15 protein-coding genes are annotated in these 17,122 nt (G+C 55.7%); 1 reads left to right on the forward strand and 14 read right to left on the reverse strand.

The window, feature by feature from the left end; translation table 11 throughout:
- Positions 1 to 44 precede the first annotated feature (44 nt).
- The 14 genes from O3C79_RS12410 to leuC all read right to left on the reverse strand — a co-directional run bounded on the left by O3C79_RS12410 (position 45) and on the right by leuC (position 16,058).
- Positions 45 to 1,271 (reverse strand): O-succinylhomoserine sulfhydrylase, encoded by a 1,227-nt coding sequence (locus O3C79_RS12410; protein ID WP_494383341.1) that lies wholly within the window; start codon positions 1,269 to 1,271, stop codon positions 45 to 47.
- A gap of 9 nt (positions 1,272 to 1,280) precedes the next feature.
- Entirely contained in the window at positions 1,281 to 2,807 is a 1,527-nt protein-coding gene (gene purF / locus O3C79_RS12415; RefSeq protein WP_494383342.1) for an amidophosphoribosyltransferase, read from the reverse strand.
- Positions 2,808 to 2,860: 53 nt separating this feature from the next.
- Complete coding sequence (locus O3C79_RS12420) at positions 2,861 to 3,355, reverse strand: CvpA family protein (protein WP_494383343.1); 495 nt, start codon at positions 3,353 to 3,355, stop codon at positions 2,861 to 2,863.
- A 67-nt stretch (positions 3,356 to 3,422) separates the two neighbouring features.
- Positions 3,423 to 3,974, reverse strand: coding sequence for an SPOR domain-containing protein (locus O3C79_RS12425; RefSeq protein ID WP_494383344.1), 552 nt, complete (start codon positions 3,972 to 3,974; stop codon positions 3,423 to 3,425).
- Between the two features lie 3 nt (positions 3,975 to 3,977).
- Positions 3,978 to 5,261: a bifunctional tetrahydrofolate synthase/dihydrofolate synthase gene (gene folC / locus O3C79_RS12430; RefSeq protein WP_494383345.1), complete on the reverse strand. Its 1,284-nt coding sequence runs from the start codon at positions 5,259 to 5,261 to the stop codon at positions 3,978 to 3,980.
- A complete protein-coding gene (accD, locus tag O3C79_RS12435) occupies positions 5,248 to 6,168 on the reverse strand; it encodes an acetyl-CoA carboxylase, carboxyltransferase subunit beta (protein WP_010322953.1) in 921 nt (306 codons plus the stop codon). Before accD ends, folC begins: the two co-directional genes overlap by 14 nt.
- 67 nt (positions 6,169 to 6,235) lie before the next feature.
- Complete coding sequence (locus tag O3C79_RS12440) at positions 6,236 to 6,856, reverse strand: phosphoribosylanthranilate isomerase (protein WP_494383346.1); 621 nt, start codon at positions 6,854 to 6,856, stop codon at positions 6,236 to 6,238.
- Positions 6,857 to 6,908: 52 nt separating this feature from the next.
- The gene (truA, locus tag O3C79_RS12445) at positions 6,909 to 7,751 is read right to left on the reverse strand and encodes a tRNA pseudouridine(38-40) synthase TruA (RefSeq protein WP_494383347.1); all 843 of its coding nucleotides are present in this window, start codon (positions 7,749 to 7,751) and stop codon (positions 6,909 to 6,911) included.
- A gap of 9 nt (positions 7,752 to 7,760) precedes the next feature.
- The gene (locus tag O3C79_RS12450) at positions 7,761 to 10,421 is read right to left on the reverse strand and encodes a motility hub landmark protein FimV (RefSeq protein ID WP_494383348.1); all 2,661 of its coding nucleotides are present in this window, start codon (positions 10,419 to 10,421) and stop codon (positions 7,761 to 7,763) included.
- Between the two features lie 135 nt (positions 10,422 to 10,556).
- Positions 10,557 to 11,558, reverse strand: a complete 1,002-nt coding sequence (locus O3C79_RS12455) for an Asd/ArgC dimerization domain-containing protein (RefSeq protein WP_494383349.1) — start codon at positions 11,556 to 11,558, stop codon at positions 10,557 to 10,559.
- Between the two features lie 73 nt (positions 11,559 to 11,631).
- Positions 11,632 to 12,747: an aspartate-semialdehyde dehydrogenase gene (gene asd / locus O3C79_RS12460; RefSeq protein ID WP_494383350.1), complete on the reverse strand. Its 1,116-nt coding sequence runs from the start codon at positions 12,745 to 12,747 to the stop codon at positions 11,632 to 11,634.
- Positions 12,748 to 12,868: 121 nt separating this feature from the next.
- Positions 12,869 to 13,951 carry a 3-isopropylmalate dehydrogenase gene (leuB, locus tag O3C79_RS12465; protein WP_010322947.1) on the reverse strand — a complete coding sequence of 361 codons (1,083 nt, stop codon included), beginning with the start codon at positions 13,949 to 13,951 and terminating at the stop codon, positions 12,869 to 12,871.
- A gap of 29 nt (positions 13,952 to 13,980) precedes the next feature.
- On the reverse strand, positions 13,981 to 14,628 hold the full coding sequence (gene leuD / locus O3C79_RS12470; protein ID WP_494383351.1) for a 3-isopropylmalate dehydratase small subunit: 648 nt from the start codon (positions 14,626 to 14,628) through the stop codon (positions 13,981 to 13,983).
- Between the two features lie 11 nt (positions 14,629 to 14,639).
- On the reverse strand, positions 14,640 to 16,058 hold the full coding sequence (leuC, locus tag O3C79_RS12475) for a 3-isopropylmalate dehydratase large subunit (protein WP_494383352.1): 1,419 nt from the start codon (positions 16,056 to 16,058) through the stop codon (positions 14,640 to 14,642).
- Between the two features lie 152 nt (positions 16,059 to 16,210).
- Here leuC and O3C79_RS12480 point away from each other — a divergent pair, with 152 nt between their 5' ends.
- The gene (locus tag O3C79_RS12480) at positions 16,211 to 17,080 is read left to right on the forward strand and encodes a LysR family transcriptional regulator (RefSeq protein WP_494383353.1); all 870 of its coding nucleotides are present in this window, start codon (positions 16,211 to 16,213) and stop codon (positions 17,078 to 17,080) included.
- Positions 17,081 to 17,122: the final 42 nt, after the last annotated feature.

Genomic DNA, 17,122 nt, shown 5'->3' on the forward strand with positions numbered 1-17,122 from the left:
GGAATCTTCAAAGGCCGGGGAAGGCTTCCCCGGCCGGGCAGGGATTAGCCTTTCAGCGCGTCGAGGCCACGCTGAAGGTCAGTTTTAAGGTCGGCAATGGATTCAAGGCCAACCGAGAAACGGATCAAGCCTTCACGAATACCCGCCGCTTCGCGCTCTTCGACACTCATACGACCATGCGTCGTCGTGGCAGGATGTGTAATGGTGGATTTAACATCGCCCAGGTTACCGGTAATGGAGACCAGCTCGGTGGCATCAATAAAACGCCAGGCCTCTTCACGCTCACCTTCTACTTCGAAGGCCAGCACACCACCAAACGCACTCTGCTGCTTACAGGCCAGTGCATGCTGGGGATGATCTTCGAGACCGGAGTAATACACCTTGCGAACACCTGGCTGGGTTTGCAGCCAGCGGGCAATTTCCAGCGCGCTTTCACTGTGCGCCCGCATACGCAACGGCAGAGTTTCCAGCCCCTTGAGGAAAACCCAGGCGTTAAACGGGCTCATGCAGGCACCACCGGTGCGCACCAGACCAAAGACCTCTTCCATCTCCTTGTCACGCCCAACCAGCACACCGCCAACACAACGGCCCTGACCGTCGATATATTTGGTAGCCGAATGCATGACCACATCAGCACCAAAATCCAGCGGACGCTGCAAAGCAGGCGTCAGGAAACAGTTATCGACGACAACCAACGCATCATGACGATGGGCAATCTCGGCAATCGCACTGATATCACTGAGCTCCGCCAACGGGTTCGACGGCGTTTCCATGAAAAACATGCGCGTATTGTCAGTGACTGCCGCTTCCCAGGCCGCCGGATCAACCGGATCCACAAACGTGGTGGTGATGCCGGCGCGAGTGAAGTACTTGGTGAACAGGGAAACGGTAGAACCGAACACACTGCGGGAGCACACAACATGGTCGCCCTGCTGCAGCAGGGCAAGCCCCAGGTTCAGAATCGCTGCCATGCCGGATGCAGTTGCAATAGCACGCTCGCCACCTTCCAGGGCAGCAATGCGCTGCTCAAAGGCCTGTACCGTCGGGTTGGTGAAACGGGAATAGATATTCCCTTCTTCATCACCACCAAACCGTGCAGCGGCTTCACGTGCGGACGAAAAAACAAAGCTCGAGGTGGGGAAGATGGCATCGGAATGCTCACCTTCCGCAGTACGGTTCTGACCGGCACGTACAGCCAGGGTGTCGACTGACAAATCCTGTTCGGCCGTAAAGTGAATTCGGGCTTCGCGCTCAAAGCTGGACTGAGTCATCGACCCTCCTCAATCAATCTTGCTATGCAGGTCAGCGGACTCGTTGCCGTCCTCGGCATCACTCGGATCTGCCTGTTTGGCATCATCATTACGCTTGGCATCCACACGTGCCAGGTAATCCTGATCCACAGTGCCGGTCACGTACTGGCCATCAAACACACAGGTATCGAATTCGGTGATCTCGGGATTAAAGGCACTGACTGAGTCCTTGAGGTCCTGCAGGTCCTGATACATCATCCAGTCACACCCGATGTACTCACCCACTTCATCCGCAGTTCGTCCATGAGCGATCAGCTCGGTAGCAGACGGCATGTCGATACCGTAAACGTTGGGGAAGCGCACCTCAGGGGCTGCAGAGGCGAAGTACACCTTGCGCGCACCGGCTTCACGCGCCATCTGCACGATCTGCTTGGAGGTGGTACCACGCACAATGGAGTCATCCACCAGCATGACAACCTTGTCACGGAACTCAGCCTGGATCGGGTTCAGCTTCTGGTGTACGGATTTCTTACGCTGGGTCTGACCCGGCATGATAAACGTACGGCCAATGTAGCGGTTCTTGATAAAGCCTTCACGGAAAGTCACGCCCAGAGAATTGGCCATCTCAAGTGCGGCGGTACGGCTGGTATCAGGAATCGGAATGATGACATCGATGTCGTGCTCCGGCATGACACGTCTCACCTTGTCAGCCAGCTTAACGCCCATCTCCATGCGAGAGTGATGGACGGATACACCATCAATGATGGAGTCGGGACGCGCCAGATAGACATACTCGAACAAACAGGGCGCAACCTTGCTGGTCGCGGCACACTGACGTGTTGAGACCTTGCCTTCAATATCGATAAAGATCGCCTCACCCGGGATCAGGTCACGTACCATCTCAAAGCCGGCCGTATCCAGCGCAACGCTCTCGGACGCAACCATGTATTCCTCTTCACCCTGCTCGTTCACGCGCTTGCCGTACACAACGGGGCGGATACCACAGGGATCACGGAAGGCAACAATGCCGTATCCGGTAATGATAGCGACAACTGCATAACCACCCTGGCAACGGCTGTGAACCTTCTCGACCGCCTGGAAAATATCGTTGGCACTGGGCTGGAGCTTTCCGATCTGCTGCAGCTCGTGTGCAAAAATATTGAGCAGCACTTCGGAATCAGAGGTGGTATTGATGTGACGCAGATCCGAGCGAAAGATCTCGTCAGCCAACTGATCCGCATTTGTCAGGTTGCCGTTATGAGCCAGGGCAATACCGTAGGGAGAGTTGACGTAAAACGGCTGCGCTTCAGCGGAGCTGGAACTGCCCGCTGTCGGATAGCGCACATGGCCGATGCCCATATTGCCGTTGAGCTTTTTCATGTGACGAGTGCGAAAGACCTCGTTTACCAGCCCGTTATCCTTGCGCAGGTAGAAGCGGTTGCCTTCACAAGTCACCATACCCGCAGCGTCTTGACCACGATGCTGAAGCACGGTGAGTGCATCAAAGATTGTCTGATTAACGTAAGACTTGGCAACAATGCCGACGATACCGCACATTCAATCCACCTCAGAAGGATGTCACTAAAAAAGTAGCCCTGAGCACTTCAGTCTCAGCGGCCGATATTCCAAATCGCTTCACCAACGTCACTCGCCACCTGGCGAGTCCAGTCTTCCAGCAATACAAAGTGTGGAATGAGTTGCGACTCATTCCACCAGTAATCCTGCACTGCAGGGGTCATCCCCAACAGTGCAACAATGACAACCACTACCAGTCCACCGCGCACGGCACCAAATCCCATCCCCAACACGCGGTCAGAGCTGGTTAGACCAGTAGCATCCACCAATGCCGAAAACAGCGCCCCAACAAGAGCACCGGCAATCAGTGTGATGACAAACAGAATAGCAAAGGCCGTCAGCAATCGAAGTGACGGCGTCGCAATATAGGCGTCCAGAAGGACACTCAGGGAAGGTGAGAAAAGGCGGGCCAGTACAAAGGCCGAGACCCAGGTCAGAAGTGATATCGCTTCCTTCACAAAACCTCGCTTGAGGCTCATGAGGCTTGAAACCGCGATAATGGCAATAATGGTCCAGTCAGCCCAATTCATTCTCGTCGCCCGTACCCAAACAGCGTCGCATTCTAACAGAGCCCCAGCGGCAACCCAATGGGGGATTTCACTGCGTTGTAAAGCGCACGATCATGCCTTCAAGGGCATAATCCTTCTTCAAGCGCGCCTGCAGTGATTCGAGCCGGGAACGCTGCATATCCGGCCCGACAAAGACCCGCACCAGATCAGGCCCATTACGGATATACACCTTGTAGCCCCCATCAATCAGCTCCGAGCGCAGTGACCTCGCGTTGGCTTCGTCACGGAAGCTGGCAAGCTGAAGCGTCCAGGCCACCGGCACCTGCTGCTCATCAAGACGCGGCGTATCTTCGCTGGCATCGATACTGGGCTGTGCCGCGGCTACGGCTTCCTGCAAGGGAGGAGCCGGTACTGCGACCACAGCCGGCTGCGCCGGCGGTGCCACTTCAGAGGTATCAGGCAGCGCAGTTGACTGAGGCTCAATGTGAGCCAATTCGGGCATATCGGGTGCAGGCGGGATACGGTCCTTGAGGTGACGCTCACGATAGCCGGATCCATCCAACAGCAACGGAAAAAGCACCAGTGCCGAGACCAGTACTGCGGCCAGACCGACCAGTTGCTTCTTGTGCTGCTCTTTCATGTTCTATCCTTCAGTGATGCACGCCAATGCATCAGCAACGGTAAAAAATGAGCCTGCGACCACAACCTGCCCTTCTACCCCTTCAGATGACAGCTTACGCAATACCTGCGCAACACTCTCAGCCGAATGCACCTGCGCGGCTTGAATACCGGCCTGAGACAGATAATCGGCCAGTTCCTGAGCTGAAGTGCCACGCGGCACATCGAGACTGACCGGATACCAGTGATCCACCACATCGCTCAGCGCTTCGATAACAGAGCCTATGTCCTTGTCATGCAGCATACCCAGCACCAGATGCACTGGCGCTTCAGAACCAGCCAACTGTGATGACAGGTACACAGCCGCTTCGGGGTTATGAGCCACATCCAGCAGCAGGTCAAGATTCCGCCACTGGCAGCGCTGCATGCGCCCGGTCAACTGCACAGACGCCAACCCGGCTCGAACAGCCTGCTCGGAAACTTGCCAAGGCATCAGCTGTAGCGCCTGCAACACCATGGCCGCATTGGCCAGTGGCAAACCAGGATTGGGCAGCTCTGCCAGCGAAACAGGGCCAGCTGTACCCTGACCCTGCCAGTACCAGCTATCGGAATGAGCTTCAAAGTCGAATGCCTGGCCGCGTGCATACAGCTGAGCACCCAGCTGCTCTGCATGAGCAAGCAACGATTGCGGTGGCTCAGGATCACCACAGAGTGCGGGCTTACCGGCACGATAAATGCCGGCTTTTTCAAAGCCTATGCTTTCGCGATCAGGCCCAAGCCAGTCAGTGTGATCCAGAGCAACTGTTGAGACTAGTGCCAGGTCAGCATCAACGATATTGACGGCATCCAGTCGCCCACCCAGCCCCACTTCGAGCAGCATCACATCAACGCCAGCTTCCGACATGATCAGCAGCGCCGCAAGGGTACCGTACTCAAAGTAAGTCAGCGGGATATCACCACGCGCCTGCTCAATGGCAACAAACGCACGACAAAAAGCGGCGTCCTCAGCAGGCTCGCCATTGAGCAATACACGTTCGTTGTAGTGCAGAAAGTGCGGCGAACTGAAACGCCCTGTGGTTTTGCCACTGGCCAACAGAACAGCATCCAGCATGGCAAGGGTCGACCCCTTGCCATTGGTGCCACCCGCAACCACCTTGAATGCGCTATCAAGCTTCAGCTCAAGCCGGTTGGCTACCTGCTGCAGTCGATCAAGACCCAGCTCGATCTCGGCGGGATGGCAGGCCTCTATGCGTTCCAGCCATTGCGGCAACCTAAGCTGCTTAAAATCAGCCGTGTCAGGCGTCTGCATCTTGTTCCGCCGGTGCCTCAACTTCAACGGGTTCTTCTTCAACAACATCCTGAGCCGGCAAGTTGTTCAGCTTGCGCAGAATGGAGGCGATACGAGTCGGCATCTCGCCACGACTGATAATCATATCGACCTGGCCATGCTCCAGCAGAAATTCACTGCGCTGGAAACCTTCCGGCAGTTTTTCACGCACGGTCTGCTCGATGACACGCGGGCCTGCAAAACCGATCAAGGCATTGGGCTCGGCAATATTCAGATCACCCAGCATGGCAAGAGAAGCCGAAACGCCACCGTATACCGGATCGGTTAGTACCGAGATGTAAGGAATGCCGGCCTGACGCAGTTTTTCCAGTGCGGCACTGGTTTTAGCCATCTGCATCAACGAGATCAACGCCTCCTGCATACGCGCACCACCGGAAGCAGCGAAACAGATCAGCGGGATACCTTCTTCCAGGGAGATGCGAGCAGCGCGAACGAAACGCTCACCGACAACCGCCCCCATGGAACCACCCATGAAGTTGAACTCAAATGCAACGGCAACCACCGGCAGGCCCTGGACCTCACCCTTCATGGCAATAAGCGCGTCCTTTTCGCCCGTAGCTTTCTGGGCTGCGCTCAGACGGTCCTTGTATTTTTTGGAATCACGGAACTTGAGACGATCCACCGGTGTGACTTCGCTGCCCACCTCATGGGTCGTGTTCTCATCCAGAAACATTTCCAGTCGACGACGTGCGTTGATACGCATATGGTGGTCGCACTTGGGGCAAACATTCAGGTTTTTCTCAAGTTCCGGGCGATACAGAATAGAGTCACACTTGGGACACTTCTTCCAAAGCCCTTCAGGAATGTTGGTACGCTTCTTTTCATTGCGAACCAGAGAGGGAACAATTTTTTCCAGCCAGTTACTCATGTTACTCGTTCCTGTCAGTACCGGTCGTTCATAACGACCGTGAAAGCTGTAATTCTATTGAATACGGTCAGGCAGCAGTCTTGGCTGCCTCGACAAACGCCGATACCTTGGCGCCATCTTTTTGGCCGGGTGCTGCTTCCACACCACCCGACACATCAACTGCATAGGGCCCTACAGCAGCAACTGCACGCGCCACATTGGTTGCATCCAGACCGCCGGCCAGGGTAATCGCACCAGCAATTTCATCTGGAATCAGATCCCAATCAAACACTTCACCGGTGCCACCCGGAACGCCGGGACGGTATGCATCCAGCAGGATACCGCGAGCATCTGGATACGCGCTGAACGCCTGCATCAAATCCAGGTCAGGCTTGACCCTGAGCGCCTTGATAAAAGGGCGTCCAAAACGCAAACAGTCGGCGTTACTTTCATCACCGTGGAACTGCAGAAGGTCAAGCTGCGCCGTTGCCAGCACCGACTCCACATAGTCCTCATCAGCATTCACGAACAACCCCACCGTCGTTACAAACGGTGGCAGCTTGCGGATAATTACGCCAGCCTGCTCCGGCGTGACATAGCGTTTGCTGGGCGCATAGAAAACGAACCCCAACGCATCCGCGCCGGCTTCTACTGCCGAAAGCGCATCGCCCAGTTTGGTAATGCCGCAAATTTTTACCCGCGTACTCATGGATTCTCCCGATCTATCAAGCCGCTAATAGTATCAGAGCCCCTCGCCAGCGTCAGTCTGACGAAGGCAGAAAGTGCGGGCCCAAAGGCGCCTGCGGCAGATTGAACATCTCAGGGTAACGCACATCCACGAAATACAAGCCGTCCGGCGGCGCTGTTACTCCACCCTGCCGACGATCCCGCGCTTCGAGCACTTCCCGCGCCCATTCTGTTGACCGCTCACCGGCACCAACGGACATCAGAACACCTGCGATATTGCGAATCATGTGATGCAAAAAGGCATTGGCGCTTACATCAATCACTACCAGTTGCCCTGTACGGTAAACATCCAACCTGCGAATTTCGCGAACCGGACTTTTAGCCTGACAGCCCACCGCCCGATAGGATGTAAAGTCATGCTCACCCAGAAGGTGCGCTGCGGCTTCCTGCATCAACTCCACATCCAGATGACGGTGTGTCCAGGTGACGCCGCCCGCCAGGATGGCCGGCCTTGAGGGTGAAGTATAGATAAGATAGCGATAACGCCTTTCCTTGGCGGAAAAGCGGGCATGGAAGCAGCCCGGGACCTCTGTTGCCCACTTCACGGAGATATCATCCGGCAAGTGCACATTGGTACCCAATACCCACGCACGCTCTGGGCGTTCTACCCAGGCATCAAAATGCACAACCTGATGACTGGCATTTACCCCGGCATCGGTGCGGCCGGCACACACAACCTGAACGGGGTGGTTGGCAATCACGGACAGTGCCCGCTCTACTTCTGCCTGAATGGTGGGAACTTTATCAAAGGCCTGCAGCTGCCAGCCTCTATAAGCAGCGCCGACATATTCAATGGCGAGCGCATAACGAAAAGGGGCGATAGAAATCGCCCCGTCGGTCGTGTTTTCTTGTGTCATTAACGTTTATCAGCCAAGCGTATCCAGAAGTTTCTGTGCCTGCTCCCTCTGACTTTGGGAGCCTTCACTGGTAATTTCCTGAAGGATATCACGTGCGCCCTCTCGATCATCCATTTCCAGATAAGCGCGTGCCAGATCCAGTTTGGTTTCGGTCTCATCCGTACCGCTGAGCAGATTCATCTTGTCGAGAATCTCAACCGCTTCATCATTACGCTCTTCGCTCAACTCGATCTCATCGTCTGTGCTGTTGAGCATCTCGTCGACTTCAGAATCGAGATCCATTTCGAGGTCATGCGAAATGTTGGACGTCAGCTCCTCTTCCACCGGATTACGCAGCTGGAGTTCATCTGCTCCATCGTCTTCAGACACAGGATCAAAGTCAGCCAGCAGGCTATCGAGGTCATCTTCTGCTGAGTCCGCTTCAAAACCCGACAGGTCTACGGCGTCTTCTTCGTCATCATCCGCCGAGCCTGCGAGCATGGCATCCAGCTCAGAGTCGATTTCGTAATCGTCATCCGCCAGCGGCTCTACGGTTTCATGCAGCGTAGTATCGGCAACCGTGCGGTCATCTTCATCGGATGCCGCTTCAACGCGCGCCTCTTCAGAACTGGCGCCGAAAAGTGCTTCCAGCTCATCATCACCGTCGATGGTCTCATCAGTGGCTTCGGTCGGCTCATCGTTATCAGCGAGCATGAAGTCAAGATCGTCAGAGGTATCATCACCACCAAGCAGTGCATCCAGATCCGAATCCTGATCTTCCTCTGCAGACAGAGGCGCAACCTTGAACTCCAGCTCTTCGTCTTCATCTACTACTGGCTCAGACGCTTCTTCAGCGTCGGCTGTCGGGAATTCCAGAGCATCATCTTCAGTACCCACCTCAGCTTCAGGCTCTTCCGGTCCTTCTGGCTCCTCAACGCCAAGATCGAACTCAGCTGCATCCAGCTCACTGACCGTGTCTGACAGGTTGTCATCCACGCCATCCTGAGTATCAAGCTCATCCAGGTCCAGATCCATATCCAGATCAAGGCTCTGCAAGTCATCACCCAGATCAGCCTGCTCTTCTTCAGGCGCAAGAGACTGCATGGTGGGACGCGTAAAGTCATCATCTTCTTCATCAGACAGTGGCGCGTGTTTGGGCAGCTCGTCACTGTCGTCATCATCAGCAGCCAGGGCAGCACCCGCGGCAACACCTGCTGCGCCGGCAGCAACAGCAGCGCTCGGCACTTCAGGTTCTTCACGCTCCTTGAGATTTTCCGGCACGTTTACCAGGTCGGGCTTTCCCTTTTCCGGTTTATCTGCGCCACGGCGACGCAGGGCCAGCCAAAGGCCAGCCAGAATGGCCAGCGCACCCGCACCTATACCACCCAACAGAGTCGGGTTTTCCATCACGGTATCCAGCGGGGATTGCGACTTGGCCGCTTCATCCTGACGGCTCATTTCAGCCTGCAGAGTGGCCATCTGCTGGGACTGGAGTTCCAGCATACGGGTCTGGGATTCAAGCTGCTCCAGAACGGAGTTCAGCTTGTCATTGAGATCGGCGTTTTCACGCTCGAGCACATCAATTTTTTCCTGAGCGACCAGCACTTCATTCTCGAGCTGGCTACTCACATCCGTGATGGTTTGCTCGGTGTCCTGAGCTGCAGCACCCTCTTCGGCGCTACTATCAACACTTTCCCCTGCCGGGGCACTGGCGTCAGACTCGGATGCCTGCTCATCAGGGGCAACAATGGTCAGCTGACCCTGCTCACCTGCATCAGCAGCACCTTCGTTAGCGTTGACATTGCTATCATCGCCCGCATCCGCGGTCGCGGCATTATCTGCAGCCTCGCCATTCTGTGCGGGCTGTTTACTGACATCCACGGGAGCAGGCTTGCTGGTCATGCCCGCCTTGCCGTCGCGCCAGAGCTTCATCTGACGCGCAACTTCAGCGACAGCCTCGCGATGGGAAAGCGTCTCTGCCTCGGCCTTGCTCGGCACATCCATCACTACGCCAGCCTTCATGGCATTGATATTGCCTGACGGGAAAGCCTGGGGATTCTTGCGCAGCAACGCCAGCATCATCTGGTGCTCGGTCACACCGGCGGGCTTGTTTTGCTTGGCAAGCTCCCAAAGCGTGTCATTTACACCCACGTACACCTGCCCATCGCCGGCGCGTGTACGGATGTTATCGGCACTGGCTGCCGGGGCAGCTGGCTTGAATTCAGGTTGAGGCGTTCGTGTAACAGGGGCTGGAGCCGAAACGGCAGGTGTCGAGCGCACTGCCGGCGCCGCATCAAAAACTGGCGGGTCCAACAGCAGCGTGTATTCTCGCACCAGGCGGCCACTGGGCCAGTTCACTTCAACCATAAAGTTCAGGAAGGGCTCCTGCACCGGCTCAGAGGAACGCAGCAGAATACGGCCCGAACCCTCTGGTGACACCAACACCTGAAACTGGATATCTCTCAGGTACCGCCCCAGCGCGCTGCTACCTACAGCGTATTCATCCAGCGACGCCATGCGTGGCTGGATCTGCAGAGGGGACAGATCGCGAACCTGCGTCAGCCTGATTTCAGCGTCAAGAGGCTCATTCAGCGCGGAGTTCACTCGTATTTCGCCCAAACCCAGGGCATTTGCGTGCGAGACGCCCAGGGCTGCTGAGACCGCAAGACTTAAGGCTAGTTTACGCAGCATCGGATACTCCCTTTTGTATTCATCTGCCCACCCCTTCATCCCATGCTACGAATCAGAGGGTTACGGCTCCATCACAGTGATTGCAAGTATTATGTATAAGTTGATGGCCGGTCAAGCAACCACGGCCATCGAGCACTACCTCAACACCAGGCGCTGTGCGACCTGCAATGCCATTAACGCACCACCCAGACCTAAATCGTCGCCAATTGCCTGCAGTGCAAAGCCGCCGCTTTCTTCAGCATCCTGACGAATCCGGTGCACAACCGCCACATCCTGACCAACGGCATCACTCACCGGACTCGGCTGCTTCTGCGCCTGATGGTCATAACGTACTGAATCGGCGCGATCCATGATCTCTTGAACCTGATCCATCTCGACAGCCTTGCGCGTTTCAGCCTGAGCCGTAACCAGGTTGCCGTAAAACGCAGGCACACGCACTGTGCTCACTTCAACTTCAAGATCTTCACCCAACAAAACCTGCAGTTGCTCGCGCAACAATTGCTCGCTGCTGGTCTGACGGCTGGATTGAACATCTCCGACATCAGGCAGCATATTGAACGCCAACTGCTGGCCAAAGAAGCTTGCCTCAGCCTCACGACCATTCATCAATCGAGCTGTCTCCTGGGCCAGCGACTCCACACCTTCGCGTCCACTTTCAGATGCAGCAACCAAGGCTGTCAGGTTGACCTTGAGGAGCTCATAGGCTTCATGCAGCGGATACAGTGCCAAGGCTGCCGTAATAGTAGCCGATCCTGGAACACCGATAACACGACCTGGGTCAAGCGATGTCAGCGTCGCGCCATTGATTGCAGGCAAACACAGGAAAACATCAGAATCCGTGTATCTTTCCGGATACAGATCAATCACATACCCTTTAGACAGACCTTGCAACTTTGCCTGAACACCAGGCGCCAGCTCAGCATCAGCAACGAAAACCAGCTGTTGCGTATCAGGGTCAAAATCAGCATAGGCACGTGTGCGTGACGCATGCCCACGAAACATCAGACTGCGACCGGCCTGGTCTTCATCTTCGAAAAGCTGAATCTGATCAATTTCCAGTTCGGACTCATCCAGTAATTCAAGCAGTTTTTCACCCTTGAGGCTGGCAGGGCCCAGCAGTGCCACATTCAATGTCATTTTATCCCGTTCTCAAATCAAAACAGCCCGACATAAGTCGGGCTGAGGTCTTGCCAAATATTACGCTGATTAATCAGCGTTCCAGCAGGATGCGCAACATGCGACGCAGCGGTTCGGCAGCGCCCCAGAGGAGCTGGTCACCTACGCTGAAAGCGTTGAGGTAATCAGGGCCCATCTTCATCTTGCGCAGACGGCCAACCGGCACACTCAGAGTACCTGTTACCTTGGTCGGCGAAAGATCGCTGATAGTGGCCTCACGCTCATTCGGGACAACGCTTGCCCAGTCATTAGCTTCGGCGATCATCTGCTCGATCTCATCCAGCGGCAGATCCTGCTTCAGCTTCACGGTGAACGCCTGGCTGTGGCAGCGCATGGCGCCGATACGTACGCAGGTACCGTCGATGGGGATCGGGCTGTCGGACAGACCCAGGATCTTGTTGGTTTCAACGTAGCCTTTCCACTCTTCCTTGCTCTGACCGTCGGCAACGGCTTTGTCGATCCAGGGGATCAGAGAGCCAGCCAGCGGCACACCGAAGTTATCGGTAGCAAAGGCATCAGCACGCATGGTATCGACGACCTGACGGTCGATATCCAGGATGGCAGAAGCAGGATCAGCCAGCAGGGCTTCGGAACCGGCATGAATCTGGCCCATCTGGGTGATCAGCTCACGCATGTTCTTGGCACCGGCGCCGGATGCAGCCTGGTAGGTCATGGACGAGATCCACTCAACCTGACCCGCCTTGAACAGGCCACCCAGACCCATCAGCATCAGGGATACGGTGCAGTTACCGCCAACGAAATTCTTGATGCCAGCATCGATGCCTTTCTCAATGACATCCATGTTGACCGGATCCAGTACGATCAAGCTGTCGTCTACCATACGCAGGGTAGAAGCAGCATCGATCCAGTAACCATCCCAGCCGGATTCACGCAGCTTCTGGAACACTTCGGTGGTGTAGTCGCCGCCCTGACAGGAGACAATGGCGTCCATCTGCTTCAGCTCGTTAATATCACGCGCATCTTTCAGCAGCGGAATATCCTTGCCGATGTCGGGTCCAGCCGCTCCGGCCTGAGATGTGGTGAAGAAAACCGGCTCCGCAATATGATTGAAGTCGCTCTCTTCCAGCATGCGCTGCATCAGAACCGAGCCGACCATACCACGCCAGCCTACAAAACCTACACGTTTCATTCGTGCCCCCAAATTGATGGATTTCTGTAAATCATGTCTCTGAATACGACAAAGCGGATACCCGAAAACCGGATACCCGCCATTGCGGGTCTTGCCCGCACACTATGCACTGATCGAGGGATCAGGCATTCAAGGCTGCTACCACTGCATCGCCCATTTCGGCGGTGGTGACTGCTTTCATACCTTCGGACATGATGTCCGGAGTACGCAGATCCTGGTCCAGCACCTTGCTGACGGCCGCTTCAATCTGATCCGCAGCTTCACCTGCATTCAGAGAGTAACGTAACATCATAGCGACTGATAGGATGGTTGCCAACGGATTCGCCTTGCCCTGGCCGGCAATATCAGGCGCAGAACCGTGACAGGGTTCGTACATGCCCTTGCCATTTTCATCCAGAGAAGCGGACGGCAGCATACCGATAGAGCCGGTCAGCATGGCTGCCGCGTCGGACAGGATGTCACCGAACATGTTACCGGTAACCACCACATCAAACTGCTTGGGCGCACGCACCAACTGCATGGCGGCGTTATCCACGTACATGTGGCTGAGCTCTACATCCGGGTATTCTTTCGCCAGATCTTCCATTATTTCGCGCCAAAGTACGGTCACTTCCAGTACGTTGGCCTTGTCGACAGAGCACAGGCGCTTGTCACGGGCACGAGCAGCCTCAAAGGCAACGCGACCGATACGACGAATCTCGTTTTCGTCGTACACGTAGGTGTTGAAGCCTTCGCGAATACCACCTTCCTTCTCACGCACACCGCGCGGCTGGCCGAAGTAGATACCACCAGTCAGCTCGCGCACGATCAGGATATCCAGACCCGACACAACTTCCGGCTTCAGCGTGGACGCATGCGCCAGCTGCGGATACAGGATTGCAGGGCGCAGGTTGCCGAATAGCTCCAGTTGTGAACGAATGCCCAGCAGGCCCTTTTCCGGACGGATAGCGAAATCAGGATTGGTATCCCATTTCGGACCACCTACAGCACCCAGCAGAATGGCATCAGCAGCTTTGGCAGCAGCCAGCGTCTCGTCGGGCAGAGGTACACCCGTGGCGTCGATCGCCGCGCCACCGACCAGCGCTTCGTTGATTTCCAGGCCAAGGCCGTGGCGCTCGTTTACCAGCTCAAGCACCTTGCGCGCTTCAGTTACAATCTCGGGACCGATGCCGTCACCCGGCAATACCAGTACATTTTTAGCCATGTGTTTATAATTCCTTCAGCTTGAATCGGTTACTTGATGGCATCGAACAGCCAGGGAGCCGCTTCACGACGACGGGCCTCGTAGGCCTTGATTTCGTCGGCATGTTGCAGCGTCAGGCCAATATCGTCCAGACCGTTCAAAAGGCAGTGCTTGCGGAAGCCATCGACCTCAAAGGCAAACTCTTCACCACTGGCGGTTACAACCACCTGACGCTCAAGATCAACGGTAAGCTGATAACCCTCATTGGCTTCAACTTCCTTGAATAACTGATCTACCTGCGCTTCAGGCAAAACAATCGGCAGCAACCCGTTCTTGAAGCAGTTGTTGTAGAAAATATCGGCGAAGCTCGGTGCAATTACGACACGAATACCGAAATCATCCAGCGCCCAGGGCGCGTGCTCACGGCTTGAGCCGCAACCGAAGTTTTCACGGGCCAGCAACACGCTGGTTCCCTGATAGCGCGACTGGTTCAGTACGAAATCCGGGTTCAGAGGACGGCCGGCACAATCCTGGTCCGGCTGGCCTTCATCCAGGTAACGCAATTCATCAAACAGGTTGGGACCAAAACCCGCGCGCTTGATCGATTTCAAAAACTGCTTGGGGATGATCATGTCGGTATCGACATTGGAACGATCCAGCGGTGCAGCAATACCGGTGTGTTGGGTAAATTTTCTCATCACAGGTCTCCTTACTGCATCAATTCGCGCACATCGACGAAATGGCCGGCAACCGCAGCAGCGGCTGCCATGGCCGGGCTCACCAGGTGGGTACGCCCACCAAAGCCCTGACGACCTTCGAAGTTACGGTTGGATGTAGACGCACAATGCTCGCCCTGACCCAATTTATCCGGGTTCATCGCCAGACACATGGAGCAGCCTGGCTCACGCCATTCCAGACCGGCTTCGATGAAGATCTTATCCAAACCTTCAGCTTCCGCCTGAGTTTTCACCAGACCCGAGCCCGGCACCACAAGCGCCTGCTTCACATTGGCTGCAACCTTACGTCCCTTCACCACTTCAGCAGCGGCACGCAGGTCTTCAATACGCGAGTTGGTGCAAGAACCGATAAAGACACGATCCAGCTTGATATCGGTGATTTTCTGATCTGCCTGCAGACCCATGTACTGCAGGGCGCGGCGAATACCATCTGCCTTGACCGCATCGTTTTCGGCATCGGGGTTTGGCACCAGCGCACTGACAGGCGCAACCATTTCCGGCGATGTACCCCAGGTGACCTGCGGCTGGATATCTTCAGCCTTGATTTCGACGACGGTATCAAACTGCGCATCATCATCAGATACCAGCTGCTTCCACGCAGCCGCCGCCGCATCCCACTGCTCCTCGCTTGGCGAGAAGGGACGACCACGGAAGTATTCGATGGTGGTGTCATCAACAGCCACCAGACCAACGCGAGCACCCGCTTCAATCGCCATGTTGCAGATGGTCATGCGACCTTCCATGGAGATTGAACGCATGGCTGTGCCACCAAACTCAATGGCGTGACCCGTGCCACCGGCGGTACCAATCACGCCAATGATATGCAGCACCACATCCTTGGCGGTTACACCCGCACCCAGCTCACCATCAACACGTACCAGCATGTTTTTCATTTTCTTGGCGATCAGACACTGGGTCGCCAGCACATGCTCAACTTCAGAGGTGCCGATACCATGCGCCAGCGCACCGAAGGCACCGTGCGTAGAGGTATGGGAATCACCGCACACCACCGTAGTACCCGGCAGCGTCATACCCTGCTCAGGGCCCACCACGTGAACGATACCCTGACGCTGGTCGTTCATTTTGAACTCGGTGATACCAAATTCGTCACAGTTACTGTCCAGGGTTTTCACCTGAATGCGGGATACCGGATCAGCAATCTGGTCGACACCGGCAGAGCGCTCGGTAGTCGGCACGTTGTGGTCAGGTGTCGCCAGGTTGGCGTCGATGCGCCAGGGCTTGCGGCCCGCCAGGCGCAGGCCTTCAAAAGCCTGTGGTGAAGTAACTTCGTGCAGGATCTGGCGATCAATATAGATCAGCGCACTGCCATCTTCATTCTGACGAACGAGATGATCATCCCAGAGCTTGTCGTAAAGTGTTTTGCCAGCCATGCTTCTCTCCCCTGTATTCGTGCAGCACCTTGGCGTAATTCGGGGTCCATCCTAGTGCAGCCGCCTCAAATAAACAAATTCATATTTTTTATCTTTTGGATTCCTGTCAGGAATGCTAGTCTTAATCCAAGCTTTCAAGACAGGATACTGCCGTGGATACTGCCGGTCTCACCGCCTTTGTTACCGTCGTTGACAGCCACTCTTTCTCACAGGCGGCCCAGAAACTCTTTCTAACCCAGTCCGCCGTCAGCAAGCGCATCGCCCTGCTTGAAGATCAATTGGACTGTCGCCTGTTTGACCGTATTGGGCGTCAAGTAGTTCTGACCGAAGCGGGAAGCCGCCTGTTACCCAAGGCACGTGACATTCTGCACGCGCTCGAAGACGCAGAAAAATTGATCAAGGAAAATGCCGGTGAAGTAGCGGGCAAGCTCACACTGGCTGCCAGCCACCACATCAGCCTGCATCGCTTACCCCCTGTGCTTAAAGCGTTCATCAACCGCTTTCCCGAGGTTGAGCTTGATCTTCGCTTTGCCGCGTCTGAGTTTGCCTATGAAGGTGTTCTAAAAGGTGATTTTGAACTGGCACTGATCACACTGGCACCGGAAGCTGATGACCGTATTCTGGCTCGCACGCTCTGGTCGGACCGCCTCCAGTACGTGGTCGCCAAAACCCACCCGCTTGCCAGTGCCGCCCAGGTGAGCCTGGATGAACTGAACCGCTACCCGGCCATTTTGCCCGGTACCGATACATTTACTCATCAGCGCGTGCGACAACACCTGGCACTGCAAGGCCTCGAACCCAATCTGGGGATGAGTACCGACTATATGGACACTATACGCATGATGGTGAGCGTCGGGCTGGGCTGGAGTCTGTTACCGGAAACCATGATTGATCAGAGCCTGCACCGACTGGAAACCGGCACCGAAGCGGTCTACCGTCCATTGGGCTGTATTCACCACCGCAACCGCACTTTGAGCAATGCCGCCCGTGAGCTGTTAAACATGCTGCCGGAGGCCGTTTAACTGCCTGACAGCTTCGTTTAAGATGGGCGGAACGCCCCTGAA

It is taken from the genome of Marinobacterium sp. NO-S09 (assembly GCF_059179545.1).

What these genes read in the sequence shown, in the direction of transcription:
- O3C79_RS12410 (WP_494383341.1), bottom strand. Translation starts at nt 1,271, where the DNA reads ATGACTCAGTCCAGCTTTGAGCGCGAAGCCCGAATTCACTTTACGGCC.
- purF (WP_494383342.1), bottom strand. Translation starts at nt 2,807, where the DNA reads ATGTGCGGTATCGTCGGCATTGTTGCCAAGTCTTACGTTAATCAGACA.
- O3C79_RS12420 (WP_494383343.1), bottom strand. Translation starts at nt 3,355, where the DNA reads ATGAATTGGGCTGACTGGACCATTATTGCCATTATCGCGGTTTCAAGC.
- O3C79_RS12425 (WP_494383344.1), bottom strand. Translation starts at nt 3,974, where the DNA reads ATGAAAGAGCAGCACAAGAAGCAACTGGTCGGTCTGGCCGCAGTACTG.
- folC (WP_494383345.1), bottom strand. Translation starts at nt 5,261, where the DNA reads ATGCAGACGCCTGACACGGCTGATTTTAAGCAGCTTAGGTTGCCGCAA.
- accD (WP_010322953.1), bottom strand. Translation starts at nt 6,168, where the DNA reads ATGAGTAACTGGCTGGAAAAAATTGTTCCCTCTCTGGTTCGCAATGAA.
- O3C79_RS12440 (WP_494383346.1), bottom strand. Translation starts at nt 6,856, where the DNA reads ATGAGTACGCGGGTAAAAATTTGCGGCATTACCAAACTGGGCGATGCG.
- truA (WP_494383347.1), bottom strand. Translation starts at nt 7,751, where the DNA reads ATGACACAAGAAAACACGACCGACGGGGCGATTTCTATCGCCCCTTTT.
- O3C79_RS12450 (WP_494383348.1), bottom strand. Translation starts at nt 10,421, where the DNA reads ATGCTGCGTAAACTAGCCTTAAGTCTTGCGGTCTCAGCAGCCCTGGGC.
- O3C79_RS12455 (WP_494383349.1), bottom strand. Translation starts at nt 11,558, where the DNA reads ATGACATTGAATGTGGCACTGCTGGGCCCTGCCAGCCTCAAGGGTGAA.
- asd (WP_494383350.1), bottom strand. Translation starts at nt 12,747, where the DNA reads ATGAAACGTGTAGGTTTTGTAGGCTGGCGTGGTATGGTCGGCTCGGTT.
- leuB (WP_010322947.1), bottom strand. Translation starts at nt 13,951, where the DNA reads ATGGCTAAAAATGTACTGGTATTGCCGGGTGACGGCATCGGTCCCGAG.
- leuD (WP_494383351.1), bottom strand. Translation starts at nt 14,628, where the DNA reads ATGAGAAAATTTACCCAACACACCGGTATTGCTGCACCGCTGGATCGT.
- leuC (WP_494383352.1), bottom strand. Translation starts at nt 16,058, where the DNA reads ATGGCTGGCAAAACACTTTACGACAAGCTCTGGGATGATCATCTCGTT.